The organism is bacterium (assembly GCA_035281585.1).
Taxonomy (GTDB): Bacteria; UBA10199; UBA10199; order DSSB01; family DSSB01; genus DATEDP01.
This window is the reverse complement of sequence record DATEDP010000098.1, coordinates 51,101-77,394: the sequence shown is the minus strand read 5'-3', so window position 1 is coordinate 77,394 and position 26,294 is coordinate 51,101. Positions and strand designations below refer to the sequence as shown.

At 61.7% G+C, this 26,294-nt stretch carries 12 protein-coding genes; 8 read left to right on the top strand and 4 right to left on the bottom strand.

Features of this window, described 5'->3' with window-relative positions:
• The first annotated feature begins 47 nt into the window (after positions 1–47).
• Both VJR29_07920 and VJR29_07915 read left to right on the top strand, forming a co-directional pair.
• Positions 48–467 carry a secondary thiamine-phosphate synthase enzyme YjbQ gene (locus VJR29_07920; protein HKY63328.1) on the top strand — a complete coding sequence of 140 codons (420 nt, stop codon included), beginning with the start codon at positions 48–50 and terminating at the stop codon, positions 465–467.
• On the top strand, positions 421–1,059 hold the full coding sequence (locus tag VJR29_07915) for a YdcF family protein (GenBank protein ID HKY63327.1): 639 nt from the start codon (positions 421–423) through the stop codon (positions 1,057–1,059). The genes VJR29_07920 and VJR29_07915 overlap by 47 nt, the downstream gene beginning before the upstream one ends.
• Positions 1,060–1,136: 77 nt before the next feature.
• Here the strand turns inward: VJR29_07915 and VJR29_07910 are convergent, their stop codons facing one another.
• The gene (locus tag VJR29_07910; protein ID HKY63326.1) at positions 1,137–1,673 is read right to left on the bottom strand and encodes an NUDIX hydrolase; all 537 of its coding nucleotides are present in this window, start codon (positions 1,671–1,673) and stop codon (positions 1,137–1,139) included.
• Positions 1,674–1,688: 15 nt separating this feature from the next.
• On the opposite strand from VJR29_07910, the gene VJR29_07905 reads away from it, so the two are divergent.
• The 4 genes from VJR29_07905 (at position 1,689) to VJR29_07890 (ending at position 3,578) form a co-directional block, all read left to right on the top strand.
• On the top strand, positions 1,689–2,369 hold the full coding sequence (locus VJR29_07905) for a hypothetical protein (protein HKY63325.1): 681 nt from the start codon (positions 1,689–1,691) through the stop codon (positions 2,367–2,369).
• A gap of 49 nt (positions 2,370–2,418) precedes the next feature.
• Positions 2,419–2,652 (top strand): DUF962 domain-containing protein, encoded by a 234-nt coding sequence (locus VJR29_07900; GenBank protein HKY63324.1) that lies wholly within the window; start codon positions 2,419–2,421, stop codon positions 2,650–2,652.
• Positions 2,653–2,750: 98 nt separating this feature from the next.
• Entirely contained in the window at positions 2,751–3,158 is a 408-nt protein-coding gene (gene apaG / locus VJR29_07895) for a Co2+/Mg2+ efflux protein ApaG (GenBank protein HKY63323.1), read from the top strand.
• 9 nt (positions 3,159–3,167) lie between these two features.
• Positions 3,168–3,578, top strand: coding sequence for an OsmC family protein (locus tag VJR29_07890; GenBank protein ID HKY63322.1), 411 nt, complete (start codon positions 3,168–3,170; stop codon positions 3,576–3,578).
• A 9-nt stretch (positions 3,579–3,587) separates the two neighbouring features.
• Here VJR29_07890 and VJR29_07885 read toward each other — a convergent pair whose 3' ends face one another.
• Positions 3,588–4,367 (bottom strand): 50S ribosomal protein L11 methyltransferase, encoded by a 780-nt coding sequence (locus VJR29_07885; GenBank protein ID HKY63321.1) that lies wholly within the window; start codon positions 4,365–4,367, stop codon positions 3,588–3,590.
• Positions 4,368–4,377: 10 nt separating this feature from the next.
• Positions 4,378–6,798 (bottom strand): tetratricopeptide repeat protein, encoded by a 2,421-nt coding sequence (locus tag VJR29_07880; protein ID HKY63320.1) that lies wholly within the window; start codon positions 6,796–6,798, stop codon positions 4,378–4,380.
• A 195-nt stretch (positions 6,799–6,993) separates the two neighbouring features.
• On the opposite strand from VJR29_07880, the gene VJR29_07875 reads away from it, so the two are divergent.
• Together VJR29_07875 and VJR29_07870 are read left to right on the top strand one after the other, a co-directional pair.
• Positions 6,994–8,781, top strand: coding sequence for a hypothetical protein (locus tag VJR29_07875; protein ID HKY63319.1), 1,788 nt, complete (start codon positions 6,994–6,996; stop codon positions 8,779–8,781).
• Positions 8,782–9,121: 340 nt separating this feature from the next.
• Positions 9,122–11,593: a hypothetical protein gene (locus VJR29_07870; protein HKY63318.1), complete on the top strand. Its 2,472-nt coding sequence runs from the start codon at positions 9,122–9,124 to the stop codon at positions 11,591–11,593.
• Here VJR29_07870 and VJR29_07865 read toward each other — a convergent pair.
• Positions 11,590–26,130, bottom strand: coding sequence for an FHA domain-containing protein (locus tag VJR29_07865; protein HKY63317.1), 14,541 nt, complete (start codon positions 26,128–26,130; stop codon positions 11,590–11,592). The genes VJR29_07870 and VJR29_07865 overlap by 4 nt on opposite strands.
• Positions 26,131–26,294: the final 164 nt, after the last annotated feature.

Sequence of the window (26,294 nt, the reverse complement as noted above, 5' to 3'; positions counted from 1 at the left end):
TCGCTACGCTCGGGATGACAAGGCCAAAACAGGATGACCGCGCCAACATGAAGTCCTTCCGCAAAGAAATTTGGCTCAACATCCCGACTCGCCGGGCCTTCGTCAACCTGACGCCGCAGGTCGAGGCCGCGCTCGAGGAAAGCGGCATCCGCGAGGGGCTGGTCCTGGTCAACGCCATGCACATCAGCGCCTCGGTCTTCATCAACGACGACGAATCGGGCCTGCATCACGACTTCGAGGTCTTCCTCGAGCGTTTGGCTCCCCACGAGCCGATTCGCCAATACCGGCACAACGACACCGGCGAGGACAACGCCGACGCCCACATCAAGCGCCAGATCATGGGCCGCGAGGTGGTGGTGGCCGTGACTCAAGGCCGGCTCGATTTCGGACCCTGGGAGCAAATTTTCTACGGAGAATTCGATGGGCGTCGCAAAAAGCGGGTCCTCGTCAAGATCATCGGGGAATGAGCCGAAGGGCCGGCGCTGGAAACGCCGCCTGGGACTCGCCCTCCTCGGCTTGACGATCCTGCCGGCGACGGTAGCCATGAGCATCGCCCGCTATCCCCAAAATCACTACAACCCGCCGGCCGCCGACGTGGCCATGGTGCTCGGCGCCCGCAGTCACAACGGCGCGCTGCTACCGGTCTTCCGGACCCGGGTCGACTACGCCCTCCTCCTTTACCGTGAAGGCAAGGTGAAGAAGCTGCTCTTCACCGGCGGACCCAACGTGCCCGAGACGATCGCCCAAGCCGAAGTCGCCCGGCGCTATGCGATCGAGCAAGGGATTCCCGATTCCGACATTCTGGTCGAGGAGCTCTCGATGCGGACCCTGGAGAATTTCCGAGAGGCCGTCAAGGTCCTCCCCGATCCCAATGCCAAGGTCCTGATCGTCAGCGATCCGCTCCACCTCAAGCGAGCCATGCTGATGGCCCAAGACGTCGGGCTGAAGGCCGAGCCGGCGCCGGTGCCCCAAACCCTGGTCCGGAGCCGCTGGAATCGCTTCAAGTTCCTGTTACGGGAGACTTTCGGATACATTTATTACTGGCTATTGAGAAAATAAACGGTAGGGGCACCCCTTGCGGGTGCCCCATCTACCCAAACCGCGTCCGTGCACGCGGGCGGGCGCAAGGCCCGCCCCTACCGGGATGCCTCCTTGAAAATAAAATACAGCCCCGCATAAACCTTCGGATCGACCAGGCAGCCTTCGGCAATCTTCTTTTCCAGCCACCGGTCGACCTCTTTCAAGGGCACCACCGCCACTTCGATATCCTCGGTTTCATCGCCGCCGCCTTCGCCGACCCGGGTCAAGCCGGTGGCCAGAAAGATGTCGACCGACTCCGGGCTCAAACCGGCCGAAGGCGGACCGAAGGCCACTCGGGTGATCTCTTCGGCGGTGAAGCCGGTTTCCTCTTCCAGCTCGCGAAGCGCCGCGGTTTCCAGGCTCTCTTCGGCCGCTTCGCGGTCGCCGACCAAGCCGGCCGGAAACTCGATCACCCGCTTCGCCAGCGGAACCCGGAATTGATCGATCAGTACCGCCTCGCCGCCCTCGGTCAGCGGCAAAATCATCACGACTCCGCTGCAGCCGACCCGCTCGACCCATTCCCAGCCGCCGCCGGCGCAAAGCTGCAAATATTTTCCTCGATGGAGAATTTTCTTTTCGCGATCCGAAGCCATGACTATACACCGCCCATGTTTTGGCAAAGCCTATGGCATGGATTGAAGACTTTCGGCAACGGCGACGTGCTGATCGCGGTGGCGCTTTTCCTGCTCGCCGAAGCGGCCTTCCACGGCGCCCTCCGCTGGACTTCGTCCCAGAAGGAGAACGAGGACGCCTTTTCCTCCGGCTGCTTGGCCCAAATCTTCGGCGTTCTCTTTCAGGCCCTGGTCCTGGGCTGCCTGCTGGTCTGGCTGACTCCGGTGCTCCTGGGCCTGCAGGAAAAAGCCGCCTGGGCCAGCGTCGAGCCCTTCGTGATGGTGGCGATCCGGGCCGGCGTGATCGCGGCCGTGGCGATCAGCATCCTCTCCTTTCTTCCCTTCGTCGGGCGCTTTCTCGCCGGCTCGCCGGGCATCGAAGTCTTGTTCGGCGGCGGCCTGCTCTTTCGCCTCCTCTCCCACCCCTACCTCGAAGGCCGGCTCGGCCGAAAAATCGAGGCCGCCGCGGTCTATCCCAACCTTTGGGAATGCCTCGGCTACCTGGCTCTGGCCTTCCTGGCCGGCCGCCTGCTCATGCTCGCCACGATCCCGCTGCGGCCCAAGCCGGGCGAGCGGCCCAACCGCTTCGTCCTCATCGGGGGCCCCACCCTTGATGCCTTGGTCGGACTTGTGGTCTTATTCATGTATGCAGGCTTCGTCGCCCTCTCGGTTGAATGAGCTGGTCGAGAACTACAAGCGTTCCCACACCCATCCCTTCAACCACGTCATGCATGCCATCGGCATCCCGATGATCGTGGTCAGCCTGCCCTGCTTCTTCTTCAACTGGAAGGTGGCGTTGATTCTCTTCGTGGTGGGCTGGATCTTCCAATTCGTCGGCCACGCGGTCGAAGGGAAGCCGCCGGCCTTTTTCTCCAACCCGGTTTATCTGTTAGTGGGACCCATGTGGCTGGTGAAAAAAATCCGAGGCTTGTGGAAAAAGGACACCCGAGAGCGGGGCTAAAGCCCCTGGCTACAAAAGGGTAGCAAGGGCCTTTAGGCCCGCCCCACCGCAAAAAGGGCTGGCGCGAGGCCCCGAAATAGGTCTAGGAAGCCCTCCTCATGAAGCACACCGTGAACCCGCGTTCGGCCGCCGAAACCCATGGCGTCCTGGTCGAGGTCGAAAGCGAATTCCTCGCCGACCGAAGCAATCCCGAAGAAGATTACTTCTTCTTCGCCTACCACGTCAAAATCACCAATCGCGGTCAAACCACGGTCCAGCTCGTCAGCCGTCATTGGATCATCACCGACGGCGGCGGTCACGTCGAGGAGGTCAAGGGGCCGGGCGTGGTCGGCGAGCAGCCGGTCTTGGCCGCCGGCGAATCTTTCGAATACACCAGCGCCTGCCCGCTCAAGACCCCGACCGGCCAAATGCGCGGCACCTACCAGATGATCCGTCTCGATAAAAACGAGCGCTTCGACGCCGAGATCGCCGCCTTCGAGCTGGCGCCGGGCTATACCCTGCATTAAGATGTTCCTATGGTGAAGATCGCGCTGAAATATGAAGGCGAGCTCCGGGTGAACGCCCGCCATGAGCCTTCCGGAACCAAGCTCAGCACCGACGCGCCGGTCGACAATCAGGGCCGAGGCGAGAGCTTCTCGCCGACCGACCTCTTGGCCACCGGCCTCGGCAGCTGCATGGCCACGATCATGGGCATCGTCGCCCGCCGCGAGAAGATTCCGCTCGAAGGGATGGAAATTCAGGTCGAGAAGGTCATGTCGACCGAAGGGCCGCGCCGCGTCGCCGCTCTCAACGTCGATATCGCGGCGCCGGTCCGGCCCTCGCCGGAGCAAATCGAGGCCCTGGAAAAGGCCGCCCACACCTGCCCGGTGGCCCAGTCGATCCATCCCGACATCAAGGTCACGACCCGCTTTCGCTGGGGCCCGTAGCCAGGGGCTTTAGCCCCGCTTCCCAAGCTTCATTCCCATCCACTCGCCGTTGCTTCGCTCTTCGTCCAAGCGAACTTTATCCGCGAAGCGCTCCATGAACTCGGCCCTCTCGTCCAGGGTCACGCCGGAAACGATCCAAACGCCGTCGGGCTCCAGGCGCCGGAGCATTTCCTCCCCCCAATGAAGGATCGTCGGCGTCAGCAAATTGGCCAGGATGAGATCGTAGCGGCCTTCGACTTCCCGCAAATCGCTTTTCAGGTCGATGGCGCCGGCTTGGTTCAGCTCGAAATTAGCCCGGGCGTTCTCGCGGGCCTCCGGCGAAATTTCGACGGCATCGACTTGGTGGGCACCCAGCCGGTGGGCGAGCAGGGCCAAGATGCCGGTGCCGGTGCCGACGTCGAGGACCCGCCACCCTTTCCGCCACTGACTTCGCATCAGCTCGGCGCAAAGCCGGGTGGTGGGATGGGCGCCGCTGCCGAAAGCCGGGCCGGATAAGAGGGAGAAGCTCTCGCCGGCCAAGGTCAGGCGGCGAATCGCCGCCGCTCTTTCCTCGGCCGCCGGCAGCCGGATCAAGGTTTCGGACTCGATCGTGGAGCCGGGAAATCCAAGCTCCAGCGCGGCGGCCGAACTTCGATTCCAAGACTCGGTCGGAAAATAAGCCCGGAGGCGGGCGTAATCGCCGCTCGATTGAGTTTCCAAGCCCAGGCAGGAACGGGTGAAGAGCCAAGCGCTGGCATTTTCCACGAGCGCGGTTGGGATTCGAAGAGTTAGGACGAGATAGTCGAGCACCCTGGCATTCTTACTCCATCGCTTCGATGAAGTCTTGCATTTCGGCGGCTTCTCGGCGCCGGTTGGTCCGCTCGTAGATCAGCTTCAGGCCGCGCAAGACGTCGACGTCGTCGGCCCGCAGCTCGTTCATTTGCTTGAGCGCTTCCTCGGCTTCACGATATTGACCCACCGCGAGACGCTCCCAAGCCCGAAACCGCAAATTGTTGTAGAAATGCATGTCGGTGGGATGGAGGGCGTGCACCCGAGCGTAGTTTTGGAAAGCGAGCTCGACCTCGCCGCGCCGCTGGTGGAGGCTGCCCAGTTGCAGGTAGGGCCGCGGATTTTCCGGCAGCAGGCCCCGGGCCAAGGAGAGGGTCGACTCGGCCGGCCCGAAATCGCCTTCGTTCACGCCGCGCTTGCCCAAGTTTAAAAGGTGCAGGGTCAAAAGGTGCTGGGCCGGAAGGGCCTTCATCTCGGGCCCGATGGCTCGCGCCAAATAGGGCTTCGAAAGAACCGTGCCGAAATCCAGAATGCTGTCGATGGCGCCGCCATGCTTGGCGACCAGGAAAGTGTGGCGCGGCAAAAGCCCGATCTCCAAGTGCCGCCCGATTCGCCCGGCGAAATGCGCGAAGAGCATCGACAAGGTGACGCAATTGCCGTCGCCGCGCAACAGGAGGTTCGAGAGGAGCTGACCGTCGGGATTGCTCTCGACCGCCCGGTTCAGGCCCCGCTCTCGCAAGAAATTCCGCACCAGCGAGAGGTCGTGGAAATAGTCGGCCGCCTCCTGGTTGTTTTGAACTCGGGCCTTGAGCTTGATGGCCTCGGCCTTGAAAGTGAAAAGGTCGGGCAAGCCCATCGCCCGGGCGATCCGATGGACCCGGGCCAAGCCGGCCGGATCGCTCGGATAGAGCTGGTTCTGCCACTCTTGGAAGCGGCGCCAGCGCTGCTCCACCGGAGTTTTTCCGAGCTCGGCCTGGTAATAAAGATCGAACTCGGCTTCCAGGTCTTGAAGCCGCCGCCGGGCGGCGGCGAACTCGGCGGCGTTGGCCGAACTTCGGGCAAGCTGCTCGACCTCCAAGCCCAGCGCGGCCAATTGGCCGGCTTGATAGATCTCCTTCAAGCGCCGGGCTTGGGCTTTCGGCGCCGCCTCGCGCAATTGTCGCAAGGCCTCGGCGGCCGTGGGAATGGTTTGGACTTCGGAAACGCTCGGGATCGGCGGCCGAAGCGCCACTCGCGAGGGTTCGTTCGACAAGGGCTCCGGAATCAAGGTCGCCGCGCCTTTGGGCGGCGGCCGGCTCGAGCTCATCATCAGAACGTTCGGCAGTTGGGGACCGGCGAAAGCGGGGGTAGCGGCACCCCTTGCGGGTGCCCAGGCTGCCGAATCCCCGCTCGTGGCCCGGGCGGGCGCAAGGCCCGCCCCTACCGCATCGCTTCGCGCCCGCATCTCCCGCATCAGACCCTGATACCGCGGGCCAAAGGCCGCATCGGCGAATCGCGAGCCGACGCGGAACTGCAGCAAAGTGGCCAAGGCATCGACCGCCATCGCGTCGCCCGAAGACGCCGGACGCAAGCCCAGGGCCTGCTCGGCCCGCTGCGAAGCCAAAATCGCGCCGAAGGTTCCACCCTGCTCGAGCAAGCCCATGCCGAAGCTCTGAGCCGGCGAAAGAGAACCGCCGGCGGCAAAGCGCTGGGCAAAAGCCCGGTGGGCTCCGCCGCTCAAGCGCAAGGCGCCGAGCAAGAGATAACCCGAAGCCAGCTCATGACCGAGACCGCCCTGGCTCATGTCTTGCGGGCGGCCCAAGACCGCGTTGGCGCCATGAACCGCGGCGGTGAAAGCCGGGGCCTCGAAAGCGAGAGAAGCCGCGCCGGCACCAAAGCGGGCCCCGAAACCGCGGGTCATCCATGAAGCCGGCCGCGCCGCCAAGCGGCTGAGAACGCCGAGCCTCAATCCATTCGAAACCAGACCGGCCGCGCCCATGCCGGCGATCATGGCCGGATCGGAAGCTTGGTGGAAAAAATGTCGGGCATGCATTTCGAAGCGGGCGCCGAAGGAACCGCTGCCTTGATGCAGCGCCAGGCGCTCTTGGGCCCGCCGGGAAATCCCCTCTGGTGTTAGACTTCGCAAATTCTGCGAATTTGCTGCGCGGTCCGGCAAAGCCGGACCTTGCGTGCCTTTTTCAAAAGGGGGGAACAGCTCGAGTATTGCTTCGTAAATGAGTTGGGCTTTGGCGTCCTCGTTCCGGCTTTCCATTCGGCCGGCCAAGGAAAGCAAGCCTTCGCCGAGCAGCTCCGGGTCGCGCTCGCGGGCAAGCGCACGCAGCTCCCGCAGAGAAGAAGGGTCGGACGAGGCCTCGAAAGTGCTGATGAGCCGGGACAAGACCCGCTCGGAAGACGACGCATCGCGGCGATCGCTTTCCCCGCGGCTCCCTACCCGGAGCGGGGTAATCGACATAAAATCACTCAAAAATGCTGGATTTTTTATCGTCGGGGGGCGCGAAAGGTTGTCCCACTCATCTCCCCTTGGCGCCACCCCTCACCCGCCCCTTCGGGCCACCCTCTCCCGCAAGGGGAGAGGGCGAATTGGAAACTTTCCTATGGTTTCCCCGAAAAAATGGCGCTAATTTCCGCCACCATCAACGAGGGGCCCATGAAGATCGCATCCGACGGCCGGCTGGCCTTTTGGCCCGAGCCGGAAGCGCGCCGGAATTTCGAGCATCGCCTAAGCCCCGGCCTACGCCGGGAGTGGGACTCTCTTTCCGCCGAATCCGACCTCGACCTGATCGCCGCTGCGGCTTTGCGAATCGCCGGCCGGCTGGAATCCTCGGATCAACCCGAGAAAGCCGGCTTTCTGCTGGCCGCTCTCGCCCAATCCTCGCAGCTCGCCTCCGACCTTCAAGCCAAGGCCAAAAATCGGTGGGCCGGCCTCCGGGGCGAAGGAAACTTTGGCGTTATCGCCGAGTCTCTGCTCGGCCGCTTGGCCCGTGAGGCCCAACGGCCTTGGCCGATGCTGGCGATGGCCGGCGCCGGCACCTGCTTTCAAATTTCACGACTGGCCCTGCTCGCCCGCTGGCGCGGCCCCGCCGCCAATCTGGCCCTGCCTTTGGCCACCGTTGGCGAAGCGGCGCTTTTCACCTCGGCTCTTCCGCTGCTCGAAAAAATTTCGCCGCACTCCCATGGCGGAGCTTGGCGCGGTTTCGGTCCGGAATTTTTGTCCTCGCTGCTGTTGATGGGTGGATTGAAGATCGGCGCTTGGCCGCTGCGCTTCACTGCGCCGGCGCTGGCTTTCCCGGCGACCTACGGCGGCGTGATGCTGGCCCAAACGGCCGAGCGGCGCCTGGGATTGCGGCCCGAGGCGAGCGCTTCGACGGCCTGGATCGACGGCTTGGCGATGGCCTTGCAAATTCAGGCCGGCGCCGGTCTTGGCCGGCTGGCCTTGGGCGAAAGAGGGATGCGACTTCTTGGAGAGGCGGAAATCCGGGTGCGTCGCCCGAGGCCTGCCATCCCGGGCAGCGGCGAGGGACTCGCTATCGGGATTTTTAATGGAGCCCCTGCGGGAGTCGGGGTGACGGGCTACAAAACTCGGCTTCCAAGCAATTACGCGATGATGTCGGGCGACGACGACTCCGGTGCCCCGCGCAGCCGGCCTCAGCTTCGCCTGGTCTCCTCCGATCCTCAGGCCGAGTTCATGCAAACCTTTGGGACCAATCGGAGCTTTCAGGAAGCCTATCACCGCATCCTCAGTCACTACGAATCGCGCCACGACGGCAACAAGCTGACCGGACTACTGCTTAGCTCCGACATCCATCATCCCGGCGTGATGATCCCGGGCCTGAACCGATTGGCCGACATTCTTTGCTCCAATGCCGGAGAAACGGGGCACTCCTACCGAAAATGGCTGGCCCTTCGCATCTACGAACGCGTCTATTTCGAGAGTCGCAGCCCCCGAGCTCTCGGCGAAATACTCCGCACCCTGGCCCAGGACGAGAGCGCCACCGTCATGGAGCAACGCCTGGCCGAGCATTTTCCGGAATTGGATCTCCGCGCCTCGCGGGAGCCTTCCACACCCACCACCCAGTCCCTGAATTCTCAAATGACGGCGGCAAAGCGTTTGCACGATTGGCGCGAGTTTGAACGAAACTCTTCGCTCCTGCCCCTGAGCGACCAATCCCGTTGGGTCGTTTTCGATTGGAAGCGGACCCAAGACGAGAATTACCTCGGCAACATGCGGGTTCAGATCGATCGCTTCCTCGACGAGCTCTACGAGTTGGGGCAAGGTCCTCGGGCCAGCCGCGTCACGGACATCAATGCCGCGCTCGAGACGGCCGGCCAAAGCCCTCTCGGGGTCGCCCGCCTGGCCCGTTTGGATGCCCTGCTTCGAGCCAACCGCGGCGATCCGTCCCCGGTTCGGCTGAAAGAGCTTTTGGAAAATAAATAGTAATGATGACAATCATTTACGGGATATTTGCCAAAAAACCCGGTCCTTTTTCCTGTACGAAATTTATCCACAACTTCCGAAGAATATGGTCGAAAAATCCCTGATTTTCCTGTAGTTCTGTTGAGCTTTCAACATTGGAGAGGGGCACCGCATCTTGGATCTCCACGGCGATTCACCAATTAAGCGTCGGGTTGCGTCCGCACCCACGGCGATTCCGCCGTGGCAGTCCGCCTTTTGGCAGAATCTTTCCTCAGACGCCTTTGCCGCCCTTCCCTCCCCCCAAAAATCCGAGCTCGACTCGCTGCGAAGCGAACGGGATCCCGAACTTTTCAGTTCCGCGATGATGTCCTTCGCCGCCCGGCGCGAGACCGAGCGGCCGGAGCTCGCCGGCTTGCTTTATCAACGTGTGGCCCAGCTCGAGCAAGCGCCGGCCGAGCTGCGGAAGCGGGCTCAAAATCGGGCGGCGGCCCTGGAAGGAAATGGGACTTTCGGCGCCCAAGCCGAGGTCTTGGTTTCGCGCTTCTCCAAAGAAGCCCTGAATCCGGCTCCGATCCTCGCGATGGGCGTCGCCGGCAGCCTGTTCAAGATCAGCCGGGCCCTGAGCCTCAATGTCCTGCGCCATTCTCCGATCGATCGGATGATTTCCAAGGCCACTGCCAACGGCGTCGGCCTGCTCACCGAATCGGCGGCTTTCACCTTGACCGCCAAGAGCGTGGCTTCGGGTCTGGGCCAAGCTCAGGATTGGAGCCTCCCGGCTCTCAAGCGCGAATGGCTGGCTGGCACCATCCTGCTCGGATCAATCAAGGCCGGCGGAGCGCTCGGCGTGCAAAGCGCCCGAAGCCTGGCCGGCGGGGCCGCCCGGACCGAAAGCCTCGCCTTCCAGCGGGGGCTGAGCCTCGCGGCGGGTCTGAGCCAACCCCTGGGACTCTACAGCGGCATTTTACTCAGCCATCAAATCGAAACCAGCCTCGGTCTCCGCGCCGCCCAAGGGCCGGCCAATACCTTGATCGACGGTGCTGCGACCTTGGCTCATCTCTACGTCGGCGGGCGCTTGGCTCAAGGCCTCGGCGCCGAGCGTTTGAATCGCGCCGCGACCGAGATCGAGTTCCGCATTGGAAACCTGCCCGGCCCCCGCAACGGCTCGCCACTCTCCAGCTTTTTGAATCCCGCGCCGGCCATCGCGATGGCGGCCAAGGCCGGCGAAAGCCTGGCTTGGCAGCCGGAAATTCAGCGGCCTTTCAGATCGCAAGCCCTGGAAACCGCCGCCTTTGCACCCGAGAGAAATTACATTCAGGAAGCCTACGAAGTTCGCGACTTTCTTCAACGCCTGCCGGAAGTCACCAGCGAGCACATCTCGAATCTCATCAACCGCCAATATCCCGAGCTGAACAACGGTCGCTTGAAGCATGATTTCCTGTGGATGCTCTCGCGAGCTTCGGTGGGGCGGCAGACCGCGATTTTGGACTCGGCCATTCCCACTTTGAGCGAGGCGCTCAAATTCGCCGACATGGGCTCCAATTCCAGCTCCTACTCTCATTGGCTGACCAAGCAAGTCTTCGAGCGCAGCCTCCGTCATACCGACATTCCCACGATGGACGTCCTGCTGCAATTTTTGGGCGACGGCGGCAAGGTCGTCGAACTCGAGGCCAGCTTGGGCGGGCTCCATCCCGGATTGGAGCTGCCCAAAGGCCCTCCGCCGATGCCGAGCTTCTGGGTCGGCCGCGAGAATCTTTACGGGCGGATCCGCAACTTGGCGGTCTCGCCCGAAGCCAAGACGGTCTTGGCGAAATGGGCCGGCACTACGGCCTCAACTCGCAGCCACTTCCTCTCGATCAGCGATTTCAACCTGCTCGGAATGTTGGAATACCATCAGGGTCTCCCCCATCGGGCCGCCCAGCTCGACCGGGTGATTCGACTGGCCGGCGAGAGCCCGATGGGATTGGCCCGCTTCACCCGTCTGCAGACCTTGTTGGAAAAGGGCCTCGACCCCCTGACTGAGTTCAAGCTCGAGGATTTGGCCGATCCGGCCAGCCAAATCCACGGCCGGCTCCAAGCCTGGCAAGTTTCGGAATCTCCGGCCCCATCCCAAGCCAATGCCTATCTTGGCGCTCGCGCTCCGCTGGCCTTGTTGTCCGAGATGAATTCGCGCCGGGCTTCGCTCACCGATCCCGTCCTGGCCGCCGCGCGGAAAGCCCGGCGCAACGGGATATTGGACCGGCTCTTCCCGGGCGGCGTCCAAGACGGTCATTTCCGGCCCGAGGTTTTAGCCGAAGCCTTCAAGGCCTTGGGCGACTCCATGAGCTTGGAAATCGCCCAAGCGCTCGTCAACCGCGATTTTTCGATCGAGATCCTTCCGGCCAAGGCTTTCCGACACCGCGCCAATGAATTGTCCGCCACGCCACCGAACGAGATCGAAACGGCTTACTACTACCCTCCGAGCGGAAGCCGAACCAAGGGGCTGATGCTGTTCCGCCAGCCCGAGCTCAGCGTCTACAGCAAGGAAGCCGCCCGCGAGGCCTTCTTCGCGCTGATGGCCGGCGTGGTTCATGAATACCGGCACCATCGCGACATTCAGCCGAAGCAGATCCGGACCAAGGACGTCCACCTCTATCAGGAGATGAGCGGCCACTTCAGCGAGCATCTTTGGAAAGCGGAGCACGGCGACATCTACCAATACTCGATCTGGACCCACGACACTTCGTTGGGCCCGGCTATGAGGTTCCACGATTTCTACGAGCGGGTTTACGGCCATTGGTGGCAGGGATTGAGCGCCAACCAATCGACTCTCAAGGCCGGGCGGCAGGGGCCCTAAGTCACCTTCAATTTGACAGTTCCAATGAGGATTTCGTCGCCCGGACGGAGGACAATGAGGGCGCCGGGTTGCTTCGGGTTTTTGGCTTGATAGACCGGTTGGCCATCGCGCATCACCACGGTGCCATTGGTCGAGCCGAGATCTTGGATCCAGATCGGCCCGTTGGGGTTGGAGCGAAAGATGCGGAGATGCTGTCCCGAAATGGCCGCATGGTCGGCGCCATCGTTGAAGGTCAGGCGGCCGATCTCGTAAGAAAAGGGAAAGGTCCCATTCTGGCTGATATTCACGTTCCATTCGCCGTTGACCCGGGTCACTCCCGGAGTGTTGGAATTGATTCGGATGATGGGAGCCGGCTTGAGGGGTCCAGGAGGCGGCGGAACATAGGGCTTCACGTCTTCGGGAGCTAGTTGGACCGGATTCGCCTGGATCGGCGCCGCATCCGGCGCCTTCAAGCCCGGCTCCTTGAGGCCGCGGGCCTGGCGGTAATCCCGGATCGGCTTGAGCAGAGACAGGGCCGGCGTGATGTCGGAATAGTTCTCGTTGAAAGGCTGGGCAAAGCCCGGTCTATTGATCTTGGCGACCTGCTGGTAATAGTCCAAGGGTTTGGAGGTCAGGATGCCGGAATTGATCACCTCTTCCTGAACTCCGTAGGAATTGATCTTGCTGTCGGCAAAGCGAATGGATTCGATCCACACCCGGCCGTTGCCGTCCTCGGCCATGGTCCATACCACCGGCCGCTTCTGGCCGCTGGCCTTGTCGACCAAGTAAGACCCGCCGTATTGCCGGCAAGTGATCGGCCCCAACAGGCTGTGCTTCTCGCTCCAGGTCTTGGCCGGCTCGGCGGCGAAATTGGGAATGAAGCCTTCGGGGTATTTCAAATTCTCCATCGTGTTCAGGATTTGCGCGCCGGTCGGACCCTGATCGCTGTAGGCGCTGTCATAGCCAAGCTTGCCGGGCTGGACCTTGCCCACCGCCGTCATCCCTACCACCTGGGCCCCTTGGGTCTCCAACTGGAAACCTTTCAGCATCGTCATCGCCGCCTGGTTGTCCTCACCCATCAGATCGCTGCCGACCTCGATGAAGGGATTCAATTCCTTTGAAAAAGTCCGCACCGGCGGAAACTCCTTGGGGTTATTCTCCATCGCCAGGAAGGCGTCGTTCAACTTCTCGACCGGCTGAGTTTCCTGGGTGTAGTGAAGCCCCTCGCCTTTGGACAAATGGCCCATGAGCTTGTAGGGACAGGCCCGCCATCCACCGTCCGATTCGGACTTGTAGAAGAAACGGCGCTTCAGGACGGTCTGGCCGTTCTCCTGCATCGGCACGAGGGCGAGAATGTAAGTTCGGTCGCCTTTGGTGCCCCGCGAGACAATCGGCGAGCTGAGGTAGAAAGTCTGGCCGTCGACTTCGACCTTGTTGGTCGGGCGGAAGTTGGGATGTCGCAATAAGGCCTTGGGCACCTCCCGCATTGGGAGCTTGGCCAACGAGGCCATCTCCGTCGCGTCGGCCTTGACGCCGGGAAAGGCCGTCATTTGAGGATTGGCGCCGGCCGGAGCCGGGCTTACCACCGCCGGCGGAGGCGGAACCACTCTCAGCTTCGGACCCGAGGAGGAGGGATCGCTCTTGGGCGGCGGACCGCTTTTCCCATCGGCCGGGTTGTGGAAGTAGACGTGGATCGTCATGTTGTCCGGCTTGTAGTGGTCGATGGCCTTGCCGCCTTTGGGTTCCAGGTAAATATCGCCCTTGAGGTCGATCCAGGCATCCTTGCCGTCGAAGGTGTTGACCGGCAGCCGTTTCTCGGGCTTCAAGATCGCCAGGGCCTGGGCCTTGGAGGCAGGAGTGGGCTCTTCTCCCTTCATCGCCTGAGTTCCGGCTTCGTCAGCGAAGATCTTGCCGTAAACGTTCATGTAGCCGGTGTTGCCGCTTTGCAATTGGACCGCGACCCGTTTGGAGCGGAATTCGTTCATGGCGTCCTCACGGTCGGTCATCTTTTCCGTGGTGGCGTCGAAGATCTTTTGCTGAGCCTCTTCGGCCGTCTTGGAATCGGCGGCCATCTTGGCCAGGTCTTTGGTCGCCATTCCATCGCTGACGCCGTCGGAGAACATCAAGATGCGATCGCCGGGCTCCAGCGGAATCTCGGTGACGGTGGGAGAGGCTTTTTGCTTCGCCCCGAGCGTTCCGGCGACGACATTGGCTTGGTCGTCCAGTCGGCGCTCGAGCTCGGCTTCATGAGGGTCGGCCGGATTGGGTTTCATGCCCTTATCCTGCAGCATCTGCACCAGGGACTGATCCTTGGTTCGATGCTTGATTTTGCCGTCCTTCCCGACCACGACCGCGCCGGCGTCGCCGACGTGGACAATGATCGCCTTGTAGGTGCCGTCGGGATTCTTGATCACCATGTGGGCGACGCCGACCGCGCCGGCCCCGGATTTCCCATAGGTTGTCGCATTGATGGCCTCGCCGGCGTAGACGAAGGCGTCCTTCAGAACCTGGACCGGATCGGGATCGTTGCGGTGGTCGTTAAGGTATTTGGTGATGGCTTCGCCGGCGATGGTGCTGGCCTTGTCGCCGTGGCCATGGCCGCCCATGCCGTCGAGGACCACCGCCCAATTGGGCCCCTGGATGACCGCGTCCTCGTTCACCGCCTTGTAGCCGATGCCTTCGTGAGTTTTGCCGGAAGCGGTCCCGTAAAATTCGGTGGGAGTCTTGAGGTTGACCTCGCCGCGGCGAGGGGCGCCGGGGGCATTGTCCTGCGCCACCGAATCAACCTTGCCGTCGGGGATGAATGAAATCGGGGGAGCGGCTTGGCCGGGCCAAACTTTCACGAATGCGTTGGATGCAATCGGCCTTCCTTGAGCATCGAACTTGAGCCCAAGCGCTTTCAATTCGGTCGCCGTCAAGTTCACCACCATTTTCTTCTGAGCTTCGGAAGGATTGCCGTAGGTGATCTCCGCCACGAAGACGCCCGGATTGGGGTGCGGCGTCAGCCGAGAGACTTGGCCAAGTTCCGCTCCCGGCGGCAAGCCTTGATTGAGCGCGGTGGGCTCGAGCTTAAAAGATTGGTTATTGAACTTCGCCTCGATGTAGGACGGCGCAGGCACGGCCTTGAGCGTGGTCTTGGCGTCGGGCGGCGGCGGAGGCGGCGTCAAGGGCACCGCGACATTGACACCGGCCGCTTGCGGCAAGACCTGCGGCTCGACTCCCGGAGTCAGCTTGATCATGGCCGGCTTGAGCGGCCGGCCGTCCTTGCCGATCACGACACCCAGCTCCTTCGCCTGCTGGGCGGTCACGGTGATCGATCGGGTCCGATAATGGGGAGAGTTGGGATCGAGGTTGGGGCCGGCATGGACCGCCAAGCTGATCGAGCCCGCCGGATCGCCGGGAACGGGGCTGCCATAGGTCACCATGCCGTAAAGGGCGCCGGTGCCAAACATGACCTCGTTTTGATATTTCTTCACGTGGTAGCTTTGGCCCTCGAGCACGACATAGCCGGCGGCGCTGACTCGTCCCGCCGGAACCTTGGGATCGCTGAATTGGAAATAAGCCAGCTTGCCGTCGGCGCCGCGAATCGCGAAAAGCTCCTTATCGCTGATCTCCATCCATTTGCCCATCGGCATGCCGTTGACCAGGATCTCGTTATTGGACCCATCCCCTCGGCTGCCGTTGATCAGATAATATTTGCCGGTTTGGAGATCGCGCTGAATGGTGAGGTGCGGCTCGGCCACGGCCTTGTCGCTGTAGCGGAGATCGCCGCCATTCTGGCCGATGGTGAAGGGCCGGTCGTCGATATAGGGCGTAATCGCGGTCAGCTTGCCGGTGGGCAAGGGACCCGAAACCGGCGGCTGCGGAGTTTGACCCGCCACCGAGGGAGCATAGCCGGGAATCCAGGCGTCGGCCGGGGCCTGGAAGGGAATGACGTAGGCTTCGCCGGTGTGGGGATTGAAAATCTTGACCAAGTCGCCGTTCTTGATCGGCTTCCAGTTGGCGGGAGTTTGGGAACCATACTCCGGCGGATTCCCTTCATGAGCAAACCACTGCCCATTCGCATCGCATTGGAAGGTCATCGCCACCTGATTGCCCAGGCTGGGGATGATGGTCGGCCTGCCATCGAGGCCGATGGAAAATTCGAAGCGGGTGATGCCGTCCCTCGGGACCATCGGCGGGTGATTGGGCCCCTCGCCTCCGCCTTTGCCGCCGCCGCTCCACCAAGCCATCCCGACCAGCATGCTCAAACCCAGGCCGGCGGCGGCCATCCACCCGCCGGTGGCGGCGGCGTCGCTGAGCTGGGTCGCCGCATGGGCGGTGTCGGGAGCCATCGCGAAAAGGCCGACTCCCAACGGTCCAAGGACCTTGAGGGCGTCGGGGATCTTCTTCCCTCGGACGTCGCTCACCGAGGGCGGGGGCAGAATCTCGGCCTTGGGAGCCTGCGGTTTCTCCTTCTCGCTCATCTCGATCTTGCCGTCATGGAGACGGAACATCACGCTGACGTCGCCCTCGTTGATCTCGCCGGTGATCGGCTTTCCGCCGACCAGGACCTGGTTGCCTTCCTTGGTGACCGGGGTCATGACGAATTCGTTGGAAACGACCTTCAGCTTGCCGTCGTGACTAACATAGATGCCGAGCTTGCGGGCTTCGGCCAGGCTCATTGGAACCGGCTCGGCGCTGTAAAGCTTGTCCTTGCCGGCGCTATTGAGGTCCGGCGTCCGCATCCAAACATAGACCGTGTCGCCCTGGCGGGAAGTCTTTTCCGGATCGACCCTGACGATGTCGCCGACGATGCGCTCCTTCGTCCCCATCGCCTTGGCCGGATAGAAAGTGAAGCCACCCTCGTTGGAGGTCGGAATGAAAACACGGTTATTGCGGTGAAGGTTGGCGGCCTCGTCGTTCAAGGCGAGGACGGCGTTGTCGGCCAGCACCGGCGGGCCGCCGGCCTTGTCGACCCGCAAGATCCCGAGCTGAATGGCTTCGGCCCGGCTCATCTCGAAGGTGCGGGCTTCCAGGACCTTGGGTTTGCTCAAGCCGAAAGCGAGGACCTTGGGATCGGACTCTGGATCGGCCGGATCGTAAACCTCGACTTTGACCTTGACCGGGTCGTTCTCGCCCTTCCCGACCTGGACCTCGACGGCCTTGCCGTAGCTGACGGTGGCGCCGATTTCCTTGCCGGAGTCGGTCACGCTGAGCGGGCGGACCTGGCTGACGCTGCCGTTGGCGTCCTTCAAAGCCACCGGAGTGTCCGGAGGCGCCAACGGAACATCCATGCCCTTGGCGGCTTGGGCGAGGTCATCGCTGGTGCCTTTGGGACGGCCTTCCCAGTAAATGAAATCTCCGGCCGGCACTTTCTTGAGATTGCCCAGCTTGTCGAACTCCGCTCCCAATCGCTTGGCCTCGGCGAAGCTCATCGGCAGGACCGACTGGGTCGTCTTTTCGCCCGGCATGACGATGTCGAGGGCGAGATAAACCTGATCCCCGATCACCATCGAGTCGTTGAGGTTGAATTGGCCGGGAACGGCCACCTCGGCATTTTTCCAATCGGCCTTGGTGTAGGGATAGATCATCCCGCTCTTGGTCTCGGATTGAAGCTTGATTGGATTGGCCTTGGTGACCGGCGGTTCCGGCGGCGGGCCCTTCTTAAAATATTTTTTCAGGACGGCCGGGCCGGCGAGCAGCAAACCAATGCCGACGATGACCGCGGCTTCGGTGGTCCCGACTCCGCCGCGGGAGCTGATGTCCTTGGCGGCGCCTTCAGCGGCGTGGGCCAGCTCCGGTGAAATGAGCGCCGCGGCGCCGATCAAGACTCCGAGGGCGGTGGAGCCGCCCGGCGGTAGAATAGTCGTGCGCTCCTCGTGCAGGTCGACCTTGGGGCCCTCCTGCGCATGCTTGACGGCATGAGCGAGCTGCTGGGCATCGAGGTGGGCGGTGCCCTCGGCCCGTAAAATGGTCTGCAAGGCGACGGTCCGGCGCAGCGCCTCCTTGTATTCCGGCGACTGGGTATCGCCCTTCTTGAGGGTTTCGATGTCCTTGCGAAGACCTTCCGCCAGTTCTTTCGAATTTGGCTCAATGGCTTTGGCGACGGCTTCAAAAGGCTCCAAGGCCTTTTCGACCTTGGCCTTGTCCTGGCCGGCACCCTCTAAAACCTTGTGAACGCCCGAAGTCCCCGGATCGGCGATGGCCTTGGAGGCCTCCACGTTGGGATCGGCCGGACCCTGTTGGGGAAAGGGAATGACCTTGGCGACCTTAGTGACTTCTTCGTCGCCGGCGACTTCGGTCGGTTTATTTTTCAGCTTGGCCGCGGGCGTCCCCGGATTGGTGCCCTCTTCGTTTTCGGCTTTCACCGGCGCGTTTTGAGCGGCCTTCCTTTTAGCCAAGGGGCTGGCCGCCACCGACTTGTCTCCATCCTCGTCGAGGGTGGGCTTGGGCCCCAACTTCGAACCGGAGGGATGGGTCTGATCGGGATCGGAGAACTTCACCCCGAGCCGGGCGTCGGTGGCGATGCGGTCGGCTTGAAGCATGGCGCCTTGGAGGGTGTATTTGCCCTGAGCCAACTCTTGAATCAACTTGGCTTGGCCGGGACCGTCGAGATCGTGCATCTGCTTGGCCACTTGGATCGTGTCCGCGACCAAGGCGCCGACGGCCAATCGCCGCACCGATTGGGTTTTGGGATCGCTGTCAGTCGTCGCATTTCCGTCGATCGACTTGACCTGGGCCATGAGGTTGGCCAAGAGCGCGATTTGCGCCTTGGAATCCAGGCCCTCCAAAGATTGGCCGAGCCGGATCATCTCCGAAGTCGGAATATGATAATCGAAAGCCATGGCCGAAAGCGCGTTGGCCATGACCTGCTTGGCGCCGTAGGCCTTGAAGTAATTGTTATAAGTGGCCTCGGTCGCCGGCGTGTAGCGGTTACCCAAAACGGTCTTGAGGAACTGGTGGACCTGGGCTTCGGCTTCCTTGGCCGGCAAGGCGTCGAGGGCCGGACCCAGGGCGCTGTCGACCACCCGCTCGTAGGCGAGGGTCAAATCGACCTTGTTGCCCTGAAGGATTTCCATCGCCGCCGCTTTTTTGGCCTTGGGGTCCAACCCTTCGAACAAGGGCTGCAGCGTGTCTAAAACCGGCTCCATCGAGGCGAAGCTCTTTTCGACCGCCGCGCTGGGGTTCTGCTGGGCATCGGGATACCAGTCGAGCACTCTCGTCCTAATCGTCTGGTCGAATTCCTCCTTCGAAACGCCCAGGGCCTCGAATCGCACCGCTAAGGCCTGATATTGCTTGGCCGACTGGCGGGCGGCGTAAAGCGAGACGTCGCCGCGCAAATAGCGGATGGCGAGGTCATTGGAAACAGCCTTGGGCAAACCCGGGGCGATTTCCGTCAAAAGCTTATTCCCGTTGTCGACCGCGTAGCGGAGATCGGCATCGATGTCGGCTTCGCTTTTTCCGGCCTGGCGAATCACCCGCTCCAAAAGGGCGCGCTTCGGCGCTTCGGCCAGCGGATGGCCTTCCTTGGCCATGGCGTCGAAGGTCTTCATCGCGAAGCCGAGGCGTTCCTTCACCTTGGCCACCGTCTCGACGTGGACATGGCCGTCGCTGATCACCAGGATCTTGCCGTCGGCCTCCATCTTGGCGCCCTTCTGCAAATCGACGAGCAGAGCGTCGAGCTCGGCCTGGGTCTTGGGCGCGGCCGGATCGTTGGCGATCCAGTTGGAGATGGCCGATTTGGTCTTGTCGGTGACTTCACGGTCGGTGGTGAAGCCGAGCAGGGCCTTGAGTTGGAGCTTCTCGCCCTTGGCGGGTGGAGGCGGTGGAATCGATTCGACCGGCGTCTTGCTGCCGGAGACTTCGTCGATCAGGGAAATCGCCGATACGCTTTCCGGAACCTTGCCGAGCAAGACATCGTGGGGATTTTCGCCGTTGGCGACGCGCTCGGCCATCTTCTTGGCCGTCGCCACGTCCAACGTCCCGTCCTGAACCTGCCGGACCACCTGCTCTTGAAAAGTCGATTTTTCGTTGGCCGGCAAGGCCTTGAAGACCGGATCCAAAGCCTCGATCACCGAAATGACCGATTCGACGTCCTTGGAGAGCTTTTCGGGGCCGATCTTGCCGTCGGGATCGTAGAGCACGTCGACCGCCACGGCCCGCGCCGCCATCCGAATCTCGGGGTTCTCCTTGCCGCCGGCCGCGGTCTTTTTCGCATCGATCCTGGCGCCGAGCTCGATCACCTTGGCCTTGGTGGTCTCCTTGGCGTTCATGTCGACGCGGTACTTCTGATAAGCGGCGAACTGATCCTTGGTCGCCCAGTAGACGCCGTCGGCGTCCTTGTGGAAGAGACCGGCGGTTTCGGCGGTGACGCCCTTCACCTCATAGCCGAGCAGGATGTGGCCCTTGCGGTAAACCGGCTCGACCTTGACGCCCTTCTCGAAGGCACCGCGCCATTCGGTCTTTTGCTTCTCTTTCGACTCCTTGAGGGCCTTGGCATCGGCGATCGACTTCGTCTTGGCCTCGGCCTTGGCGGCCTCATCGGCCTTCTGCTTCGCTTCGCTCTGGTGCTTCTCGAAAGCCTTGAATTGAGCCTCGGTGGCCCAGAGCGAGCCGGCCTGGTCCTTGAGGAAGAGCCCCTCGAAATCGCCTTCGACCCCCTTCACCATGAAGCCCATGACGACTTCTTTGTTGCCCTCGCCGCGGGTGATCTTGTGGATCGTGGCGCCCTTCTCGATCGCTTGGTTCAACTTCTCGGCTTGGGCCGTCTTGGACTTGCCCTGGGCGTTCAGCTCGGCCTCGGCCTTCTTGTCGCCGTCGACCTGGGCCTTGGAAATCGCATCGGCCTTGACCTTGGCTTCGGCCGTGGTCTTCTTCTTGTGGTTCAAATACAGGGTGAGCTCGGGCGCGGTGGCTTGGCGGAGGGTCTGGCCATTGGCATCGACCAGCTGGTAGCCCTTCGAGGGGCTGCCGACGACTTTTTCTCCGCGGGTCGAGAAACCTTCGGTCAGCTTCTGGTAATTCTGGAAAGTTTCGATCTCGTCCTTGGTCGCGTCGCGAAGTTTCACGCCATTGGAATCGACGACGGCGAGGCCGATGACGACGCCGTCATTCCGTTTGACCTCCTGAACTTGGCTACCCTTGTTCAGGAATTCGGCGTAAAGCTTCCTCTCCTTGTCGACCTTGACCTTCTCGGCCGATTTCTGCTTGGCGTCGGCCTGGGCCTTGGCGGCATCGGCCTTGATCTCGTCGGCGCTTTTGACTTTGTCGCTCTCGACCACCGGGAAGATCTCCGAATCGGAAACGTGGGCGTAGCCCTTGGCTCCCTTCTCGGTGGAGTCGAAGCTAATCAGCTCGATGCCCCGGGGCGCGTGGGAGTTGTTGTCGGCTTCGAAGGCCAAGAAGGACTGCAGGCCCAGCTCATCGGTCTTGCGAATGAAGCCGCCATCGCTGTCCACCAAGACATAGCCCAGCTTGGGGTCTTGGACCACCCGTTCGCCGCGCGCCTCGAAGCCCTCTTGATAGCGCTTGGCCTGGATATCGACGATCTTGCCCTTGGTGAAGCTGGCCAAATGCGAAGTGATGCCCTGCTTCGCGCCGCCGGCGAAGCACACCATCGTGATGTCGCGCAGCTCGTCCCAAGACAGCTTGCTGTAATCGCCGTCGAGTTTCTTGCGGACGTAATTGTCGACCACTTCCTCGATGACCTCGAGGCCGGTGTCGCCGAGGAAATGCAGGGCGCCCTTGGCCCCGTTGGCGACGTAACGCTGGAAGAGGCTTTTCACGACGCTTTCTTCCACGCTCTTCCCGAAGGTCGGATTGAGGCCGGCGCTCACCACCATCGAGAAACCGGTGGCGGTGGCATCCTTCAGCCAATCCAGGATCGTGGTCGGCTCGGTTTTGAGCTGGCCGGAAAGCGAAGCGACGACGTTCTCGGTGAGCGAGATTTGGGCGCCCATTTTGAATCCGGTCACGGCCTTGGCGCCCCAGCCGGCCTCGCCGCCCAAGGCCTGGGCCAGGCGGACCCCACCGCTGAACATCTTCTGGGCCTCGGCAATTTCGGCGGTTCCGGCCGCGACGGTCCGGAGCTCGCCGGCCATGCTGCCATAACGGGCGACGCTGGCCACTTCCATCAATTCGGCGGCCCGGGCGGCATTGGCTACCGTGCGCACCTCTTGGAAAGCCTGGTAAGCCATTCGCAGATTTCGAGTCCGGGCCGCGGTTTGGCCAAGAGCGACCGTGGCTCGGCCCAAAGCGGCTTCGGTGCCGATACCCTGGGTGACGTAGGTGATGACCACGATCTCGGCGATGGTCTGCACCAAGTTGATCATCTGCTCGGTGCCGTCCATCTCCGATTCTTTGAAACCCTCGTGGATGGCGCCGCCAGCCTTGGTGGCCCGGGTGATCCGGGCCTTGATCGCCTCGAAGTCCTCGTTGGTCTTGGCCTTCTTGACGTCCTCGATGATGGCGTCGATCTCCTTGTTGGCGTTATTGATGCTGGCAATATCGCCCATTCCGGCAATCGATGCGGTCTCCGAAAGATTGCGCGAGAGCATGTTCCGTTGCTGGTAGTTGTACCAGAAGCCGCGCTTCATCCCCTGCAGCTCGAAGATCAAATTCTCGGCCTTCTCCCTTTGCGCCGGATCGGTCACCGCGACCGAGCTCGGAAAGACCTCGACCGGAACGCCGTGCAGCTCCGAGACGTGAACCTCGTCCACGAAGCGCAGCAGGTCGTTGTAGCTGCCGGACACCGCCGGGATCATCCCGTTGAAGGCGTCCTCGGGCGTCTTGGAGACAACCCAGTTGAACTTCTCGGCCACGTCGCCGGTCAAGTCTCCGGCGCCCTTGCCGAGGTATTCCCGAGCGGTGCCGGCAATATCGTCTTCCTTGCCGGCGCCCTGGCCACGGATGAAGCGCCGGACCTGGTTGTTCCACTTGGAAAAATCCTCGTTGGTCTTGATATTGCTCGATTGCTCGAGCAAGGCCTTGAGGGCGTTGGCCATCTCGGCCCGCTGCTTGTCGGTGACCCGGTCCTTGAACCGGTCGGTGGCCTTGTCAAAGGTCCAGTTCTCGTTGTCGACGACGGCCAGATACATCGTCGCGAGCTTCGCCCGCATCAATGAAGCCCCGTCGCTCTTGCCGGAAAGGTCCTTGACCAGCTTGGCGGTTTCCTTGATCAGCTCCGGCGTCACGGTGTGGTTCAGCTCGTTGGCGCTGAGGCGCTGGATTTCGTGGGGATAGAGCGAGTATTTTTCGATCTGCTTGCTGGAGGCCACGTCGGCTTGGTCGCCGAGGTTCAAGACCTTCATCGCGTAGCTCACGCCGAGCGAGAGCTTGTCGTCTTGGAAATAGAATCCGTGGCCATTGACCTTGCTCTGGAACAGGGCGGAGATATGGGGCGGGGTGTAACCCTTCCCCTCGCCCATCTCGATGACTTCTTCGCAGAGCTTGGCCTTGATGCTCTTGTCGAGGGTCGGGTCCTGCAACAACGTCCGCAATTGATCGCGGCCCTTGGCGTTGCCGAGATGATTGCCGACGAAGCGGCCGGCGCTGACGTCGATGATGTCCTTCTGGAAGGAGCGCAGCGCGCTCTGCATCTCGGCCACGCTCATTTGAGGAGCATCGGCCGAGCTGTTGAATTGCTTGTAAAGCTGCTTGAGCAGGGCCTCGTGCTTCGGGTCGGTCATCACCTTCTCGTAGGAGGCGAAGAGCACGGCGTTGAAGCTGACGCCGTCGACCGAGACCTGGTCGGCCAGGTATTTCTTGAAATCCTCGAAGGTCTTGACCTCATCCTTGGAAATCGCGCCTAGGTCGATGCCGCCGTCCTGGCCCGGCTTCAAGGTCATCGCCAAGGGAGCCAGCATGGTTCGCAGATCCTTCAGGACGTCTTCCGGCTTCTGCTTTCCATCTTGGCCCAGGATCGCAATGGCGCCGTCGGCCTGCTTGAGCATCATCGCCAGCTTGGGATCCTTGGTGTCCTTGGCTTCCTTGGCGAAGGCTTCGAGCTTGGTCTTGGCTAGCTCGCGGTTGTCGTCGAAGATGGCGAGCTGCCCCTCGTAGAAGAGCTTGGCCGGGCCTTGGGCCTTGTCCACGTTTTGCGAAATCTGGGCCCGCTGGCCGGCATTGACCAGGGCCTTCATCACCCGGTTCTTGCTTTCGGTATCCAAGGACTCGTAAGCCGGCGTGAAGCTCACCTTGCTCTTGCCGTCGGGTCCCTTTTCGAACTTGACGTAGTCTCCGAATTTCAGCGGATTGGCTTGGCCTTTGTTTTCCTTCTCGCTGACCGCATCGAGGCTCTTCGCGTCGAGCAATCCGGTTTGATTCAGGACCTCGACTTCTTTGCCGAGATTCTGGTTGTCGATCGTCGCCTTCAGCTCCTTAGCCTCGGCCCCGATTTTGGTGGCTTCCTCGCCGCGGTCGAAGAAAGAGAGGAGCTTGGCTTCCTCGTTGAGGCTCTCATAGATGGCTTCGTTGTCCGGCGGCGTCTTGCCCCGCAATTCGGCCCGATGGGCGGCCCCGCCGTCGATTCGGGCCTTGAGGGTGGCGATGTAATTGTCGCGCGGGCCCGAGGCCCATTCCGGCAGGGTGTCGATCCCGTCGATCCGATTGATGTCGTGAACATCGCTGTGGATGTAATTGCCTTGGCGAATATCCCAAACGCCGTAAGGCACGTTGGGCGCGTGGTCGTGCTTGACGTCGCTGAGCTTGGGAACCTGGCCGCCAAGCTTGGGATTGTAGTTGATGCGCAGCTTTTCGCACATCGCGGCCTTGGAATAGGAGATCAAGGCCTCTTTATAATTGCCCAGAGCATCGTGGGCGGCGCCCATGCGCTTGTAGGCTCCGATGCAGTAAGCCGCATCGTTCTTATTGGCATTGATCCCGGCTTGGTACTGCTCGATGGCCTTGGCATAGAAAGTCTTGGCCTCGCCCTTCTTGCCGGCGGCCTGCAAGGCCTGCCCGATGACGTCGTACAGCGCACCCTGTTCCTGAAGGCGCTTCGGCGATTTCATCTCGTCAGGAAAGGTCTGGGCGTAGAGATCATACATGCTTTGGGCGCCCAAGAGCACCTGAAGCTGATCCTTGGCGATCTGGGGATTGGCGCCTTCCTTTTGAGCTTTCTGGAAAATTTCCGAAGCCGACTTCTGGGCTGCCTTGATTCCGGCGTCGAAATTCTCGTCGATCTTGCCCTTGAGGCGGGTCTCAGTATCCTTCAGCCATTGATCGTGACCCTCGGCGGCCCGAGGGTTCTTGTCGGGCCGGGGCATGGCCTTGGCCGCGTTCAGCGACTCGGCGTAGGCCTGCATCGCCAGCGGATAAGCCTTCTGTTCGGCGAAGAAATCGCCCAAGGCTTCCGCTCGCTTGGGGTTGTCGGGATCGAGGCTGGTGGCGAAAGTCAGGAGCTTGGCCCGGGTGTCGACGCTCCCGGTGGCATCCTCTTTCTTCAGGCGCTCGGCTTCCTTGGTGTACTTGTCGGCGAGGAAAAGGCCTAAACCGAGAGTCTTCGCGTCCTTCTTTTCCTGATCCGTCAGGCTGATGCCCGACTGGGTCAGGATCTCCTGAATTTTGGGATCGTTGATGTTGTCCGAGATAAACTTATAGACCTCTTGGGCGCTGATCTTGTTGTCAGCGTCCTTGCCGTCGACCGGCTTGTCCATGTCGGCGGCCGCGAAGCCCTGGGCCTTGAGCGCCTTGTAGAGACCGGCAGCCACCGGATTGGCGACTTGGCCGCTGAGGGGGTCGACGAAGTCGAGCTGAGGGGGATATTTCCCCTCATGGGCTAGTTTCCACTTCTGGTTGAAATCGTCGCGCAGCGGGAAGTTTTTGTCTTTGTGGGCGGCATTGACCCCACGATTGTAGGCGAAGCAGGCCTCGCCGAATTTTCCCTCGGCCGCCAACGCGTCTCCCAAGAACATCCAAGGATGCTCGTTTTCCTGAAGCAAGGCGGAGTGTTCGGGCTTGGCCAAAAATTCATGCAAACCGTCGAGCTGTTGCTCATTGGCGAACTTGGCGGCCTGGGCGATCGCATGGCGCGCTTCCGGCCCCTTCTTGGCCGTCAAGGCCAGAGTGGCGAACTCTTTCGAATAGTCGAGGAAAAGCGCGGTTTGATCGGCATCGCCGCCAGGCTTCAAGGTATCCAGGGCGGTCTTGAGGGTGGTCAGCTTGACGTCGGGCTTGGTCTGAGTGTCGGCCCAGGCCTTCCAAGTCTTGGCGGTTTCGAGACGGAGGGTCTTGTCTTGGGGGTCGAGCGAAAGGGCCTTTTGATAGAGTCGGGCGGCGGCTCCGAGGTCCTTGCCTTTGCGCTTGGCCGCCTCTTCGGCGATGAACTTCTTGGCCTCGGCGGCCTTGTCCTCGCGGATATTCCCTTTCTCGTCGAGAAAATCCTTGGGGATCTTAAGACCTAAGCTTTTGACTTCGGTGGTTATTTTCTTGAGAACTTCGCCATTGGGCGGCGGAGAAGCCGGAGCGGTCGGCTTAGGCTCGGTTCCGACCTTCTTGTCTTCTTCTTTGGGTGGCGGAGGCGGAGGGCCGTAAACGACCTTACCCGAGCCCCCGGCGGTGACGTCATAATCGCCCATCTTCTCTCACCTCAATGGAATCGCGAGGTCCCCAGACAGGGAAATCCACTCATGATTCTACAACTGCTGCAGCTTGGGATGAACCGGAAAATGGCGTAAATTCAGGATTTTTAATGGATAAATGCAAAAGATCGTCCCCGAATTTCCTTGTCCCCGTTCTCCTC

What these genes read in the sequence shown, in the direction of transcription:
- VJR29_07910 (HKY63326.1), bottom strand. Translation starts at nt 1,673, where the DNA reads ATGGCTTCGGATCGCGAAAAGAAAATTCTCCATCGAGGAAAATATTTG.
- VJR29_07875 (HKY63319.1), top strand. Translation starts at nt 6,994, where the DNA reads ATGAAGATCGCATCCGACGGCCGGCTGGCCTTTTGGCCCGAGCCGGAA.
- VJR29_07880 (HKY63320.1), bottom strand. Translation starts at nt 6,798, where the DNA reads ATGTCGATTACCCCGCTCCGGGTAGGGAGCCGCGGGGAAAGCGATCGC.
- apaG (HKY63323.1), top strand. Translation starts at nt 2,751, where the DNA reads ATGAAGCACACCGTGAACCCGCGTTCGGCCGCCGAAACCCATGGCGTC.
- VJR29_07890 (HKY63322.1), top strand. Translation starts at nt 3,168, where the DNA reads ATGGTGAAGATCGCGCTGAAATATGAAGGCGAGCTCCGGGTGAACGCC.
- VJR29_07905 (HKY63325.1), top strand. Translation starts at nt 1,689, where the DNA reads ATGTTTTGGCAAAGCCTATGGCATGGATTGAAGACTTTCGGCAACGGC.
- VJR29_07865 (HKY63317.1), bottom strand. Translation starts at nt 26,130, where the DNA reads ATGGGCGATTATGACGTCACCGCCGGGGGCTCGGGTAAGGTCGTTTAC.
- VJR29_07870 (HKY63318.1), top strand. Translation starts at nt 9,122, where the DNA reads ATGATGTCCTTCGCCGCCCGGCGCGAGACCGAGCGGCCGGAGCTCGCC.
- VJR29_07900 (HKY63324.1), top strand. Translation starts at nt 2,419, where the DNA reads ATGCATGCCATCGGCATCCCGATGATCGTGGTCAGCCTGCCCTGCTTC.
- VJR29_07920 (HKY63328.1), top strand. Translation starts at nt 48, where the DNA reads ATGAAGTCCTTCCGCAAAGAAATTTGGCTCAACATCCCGACTCGCCGG.
- VJR29_07915 (HKY63327.1), top strand. Translation starts at nt 421, where the DNA reads ATGGGCGTCGCAAAAAGCGGGTCCTCGTCAAGATCATCGGGGAATGAG.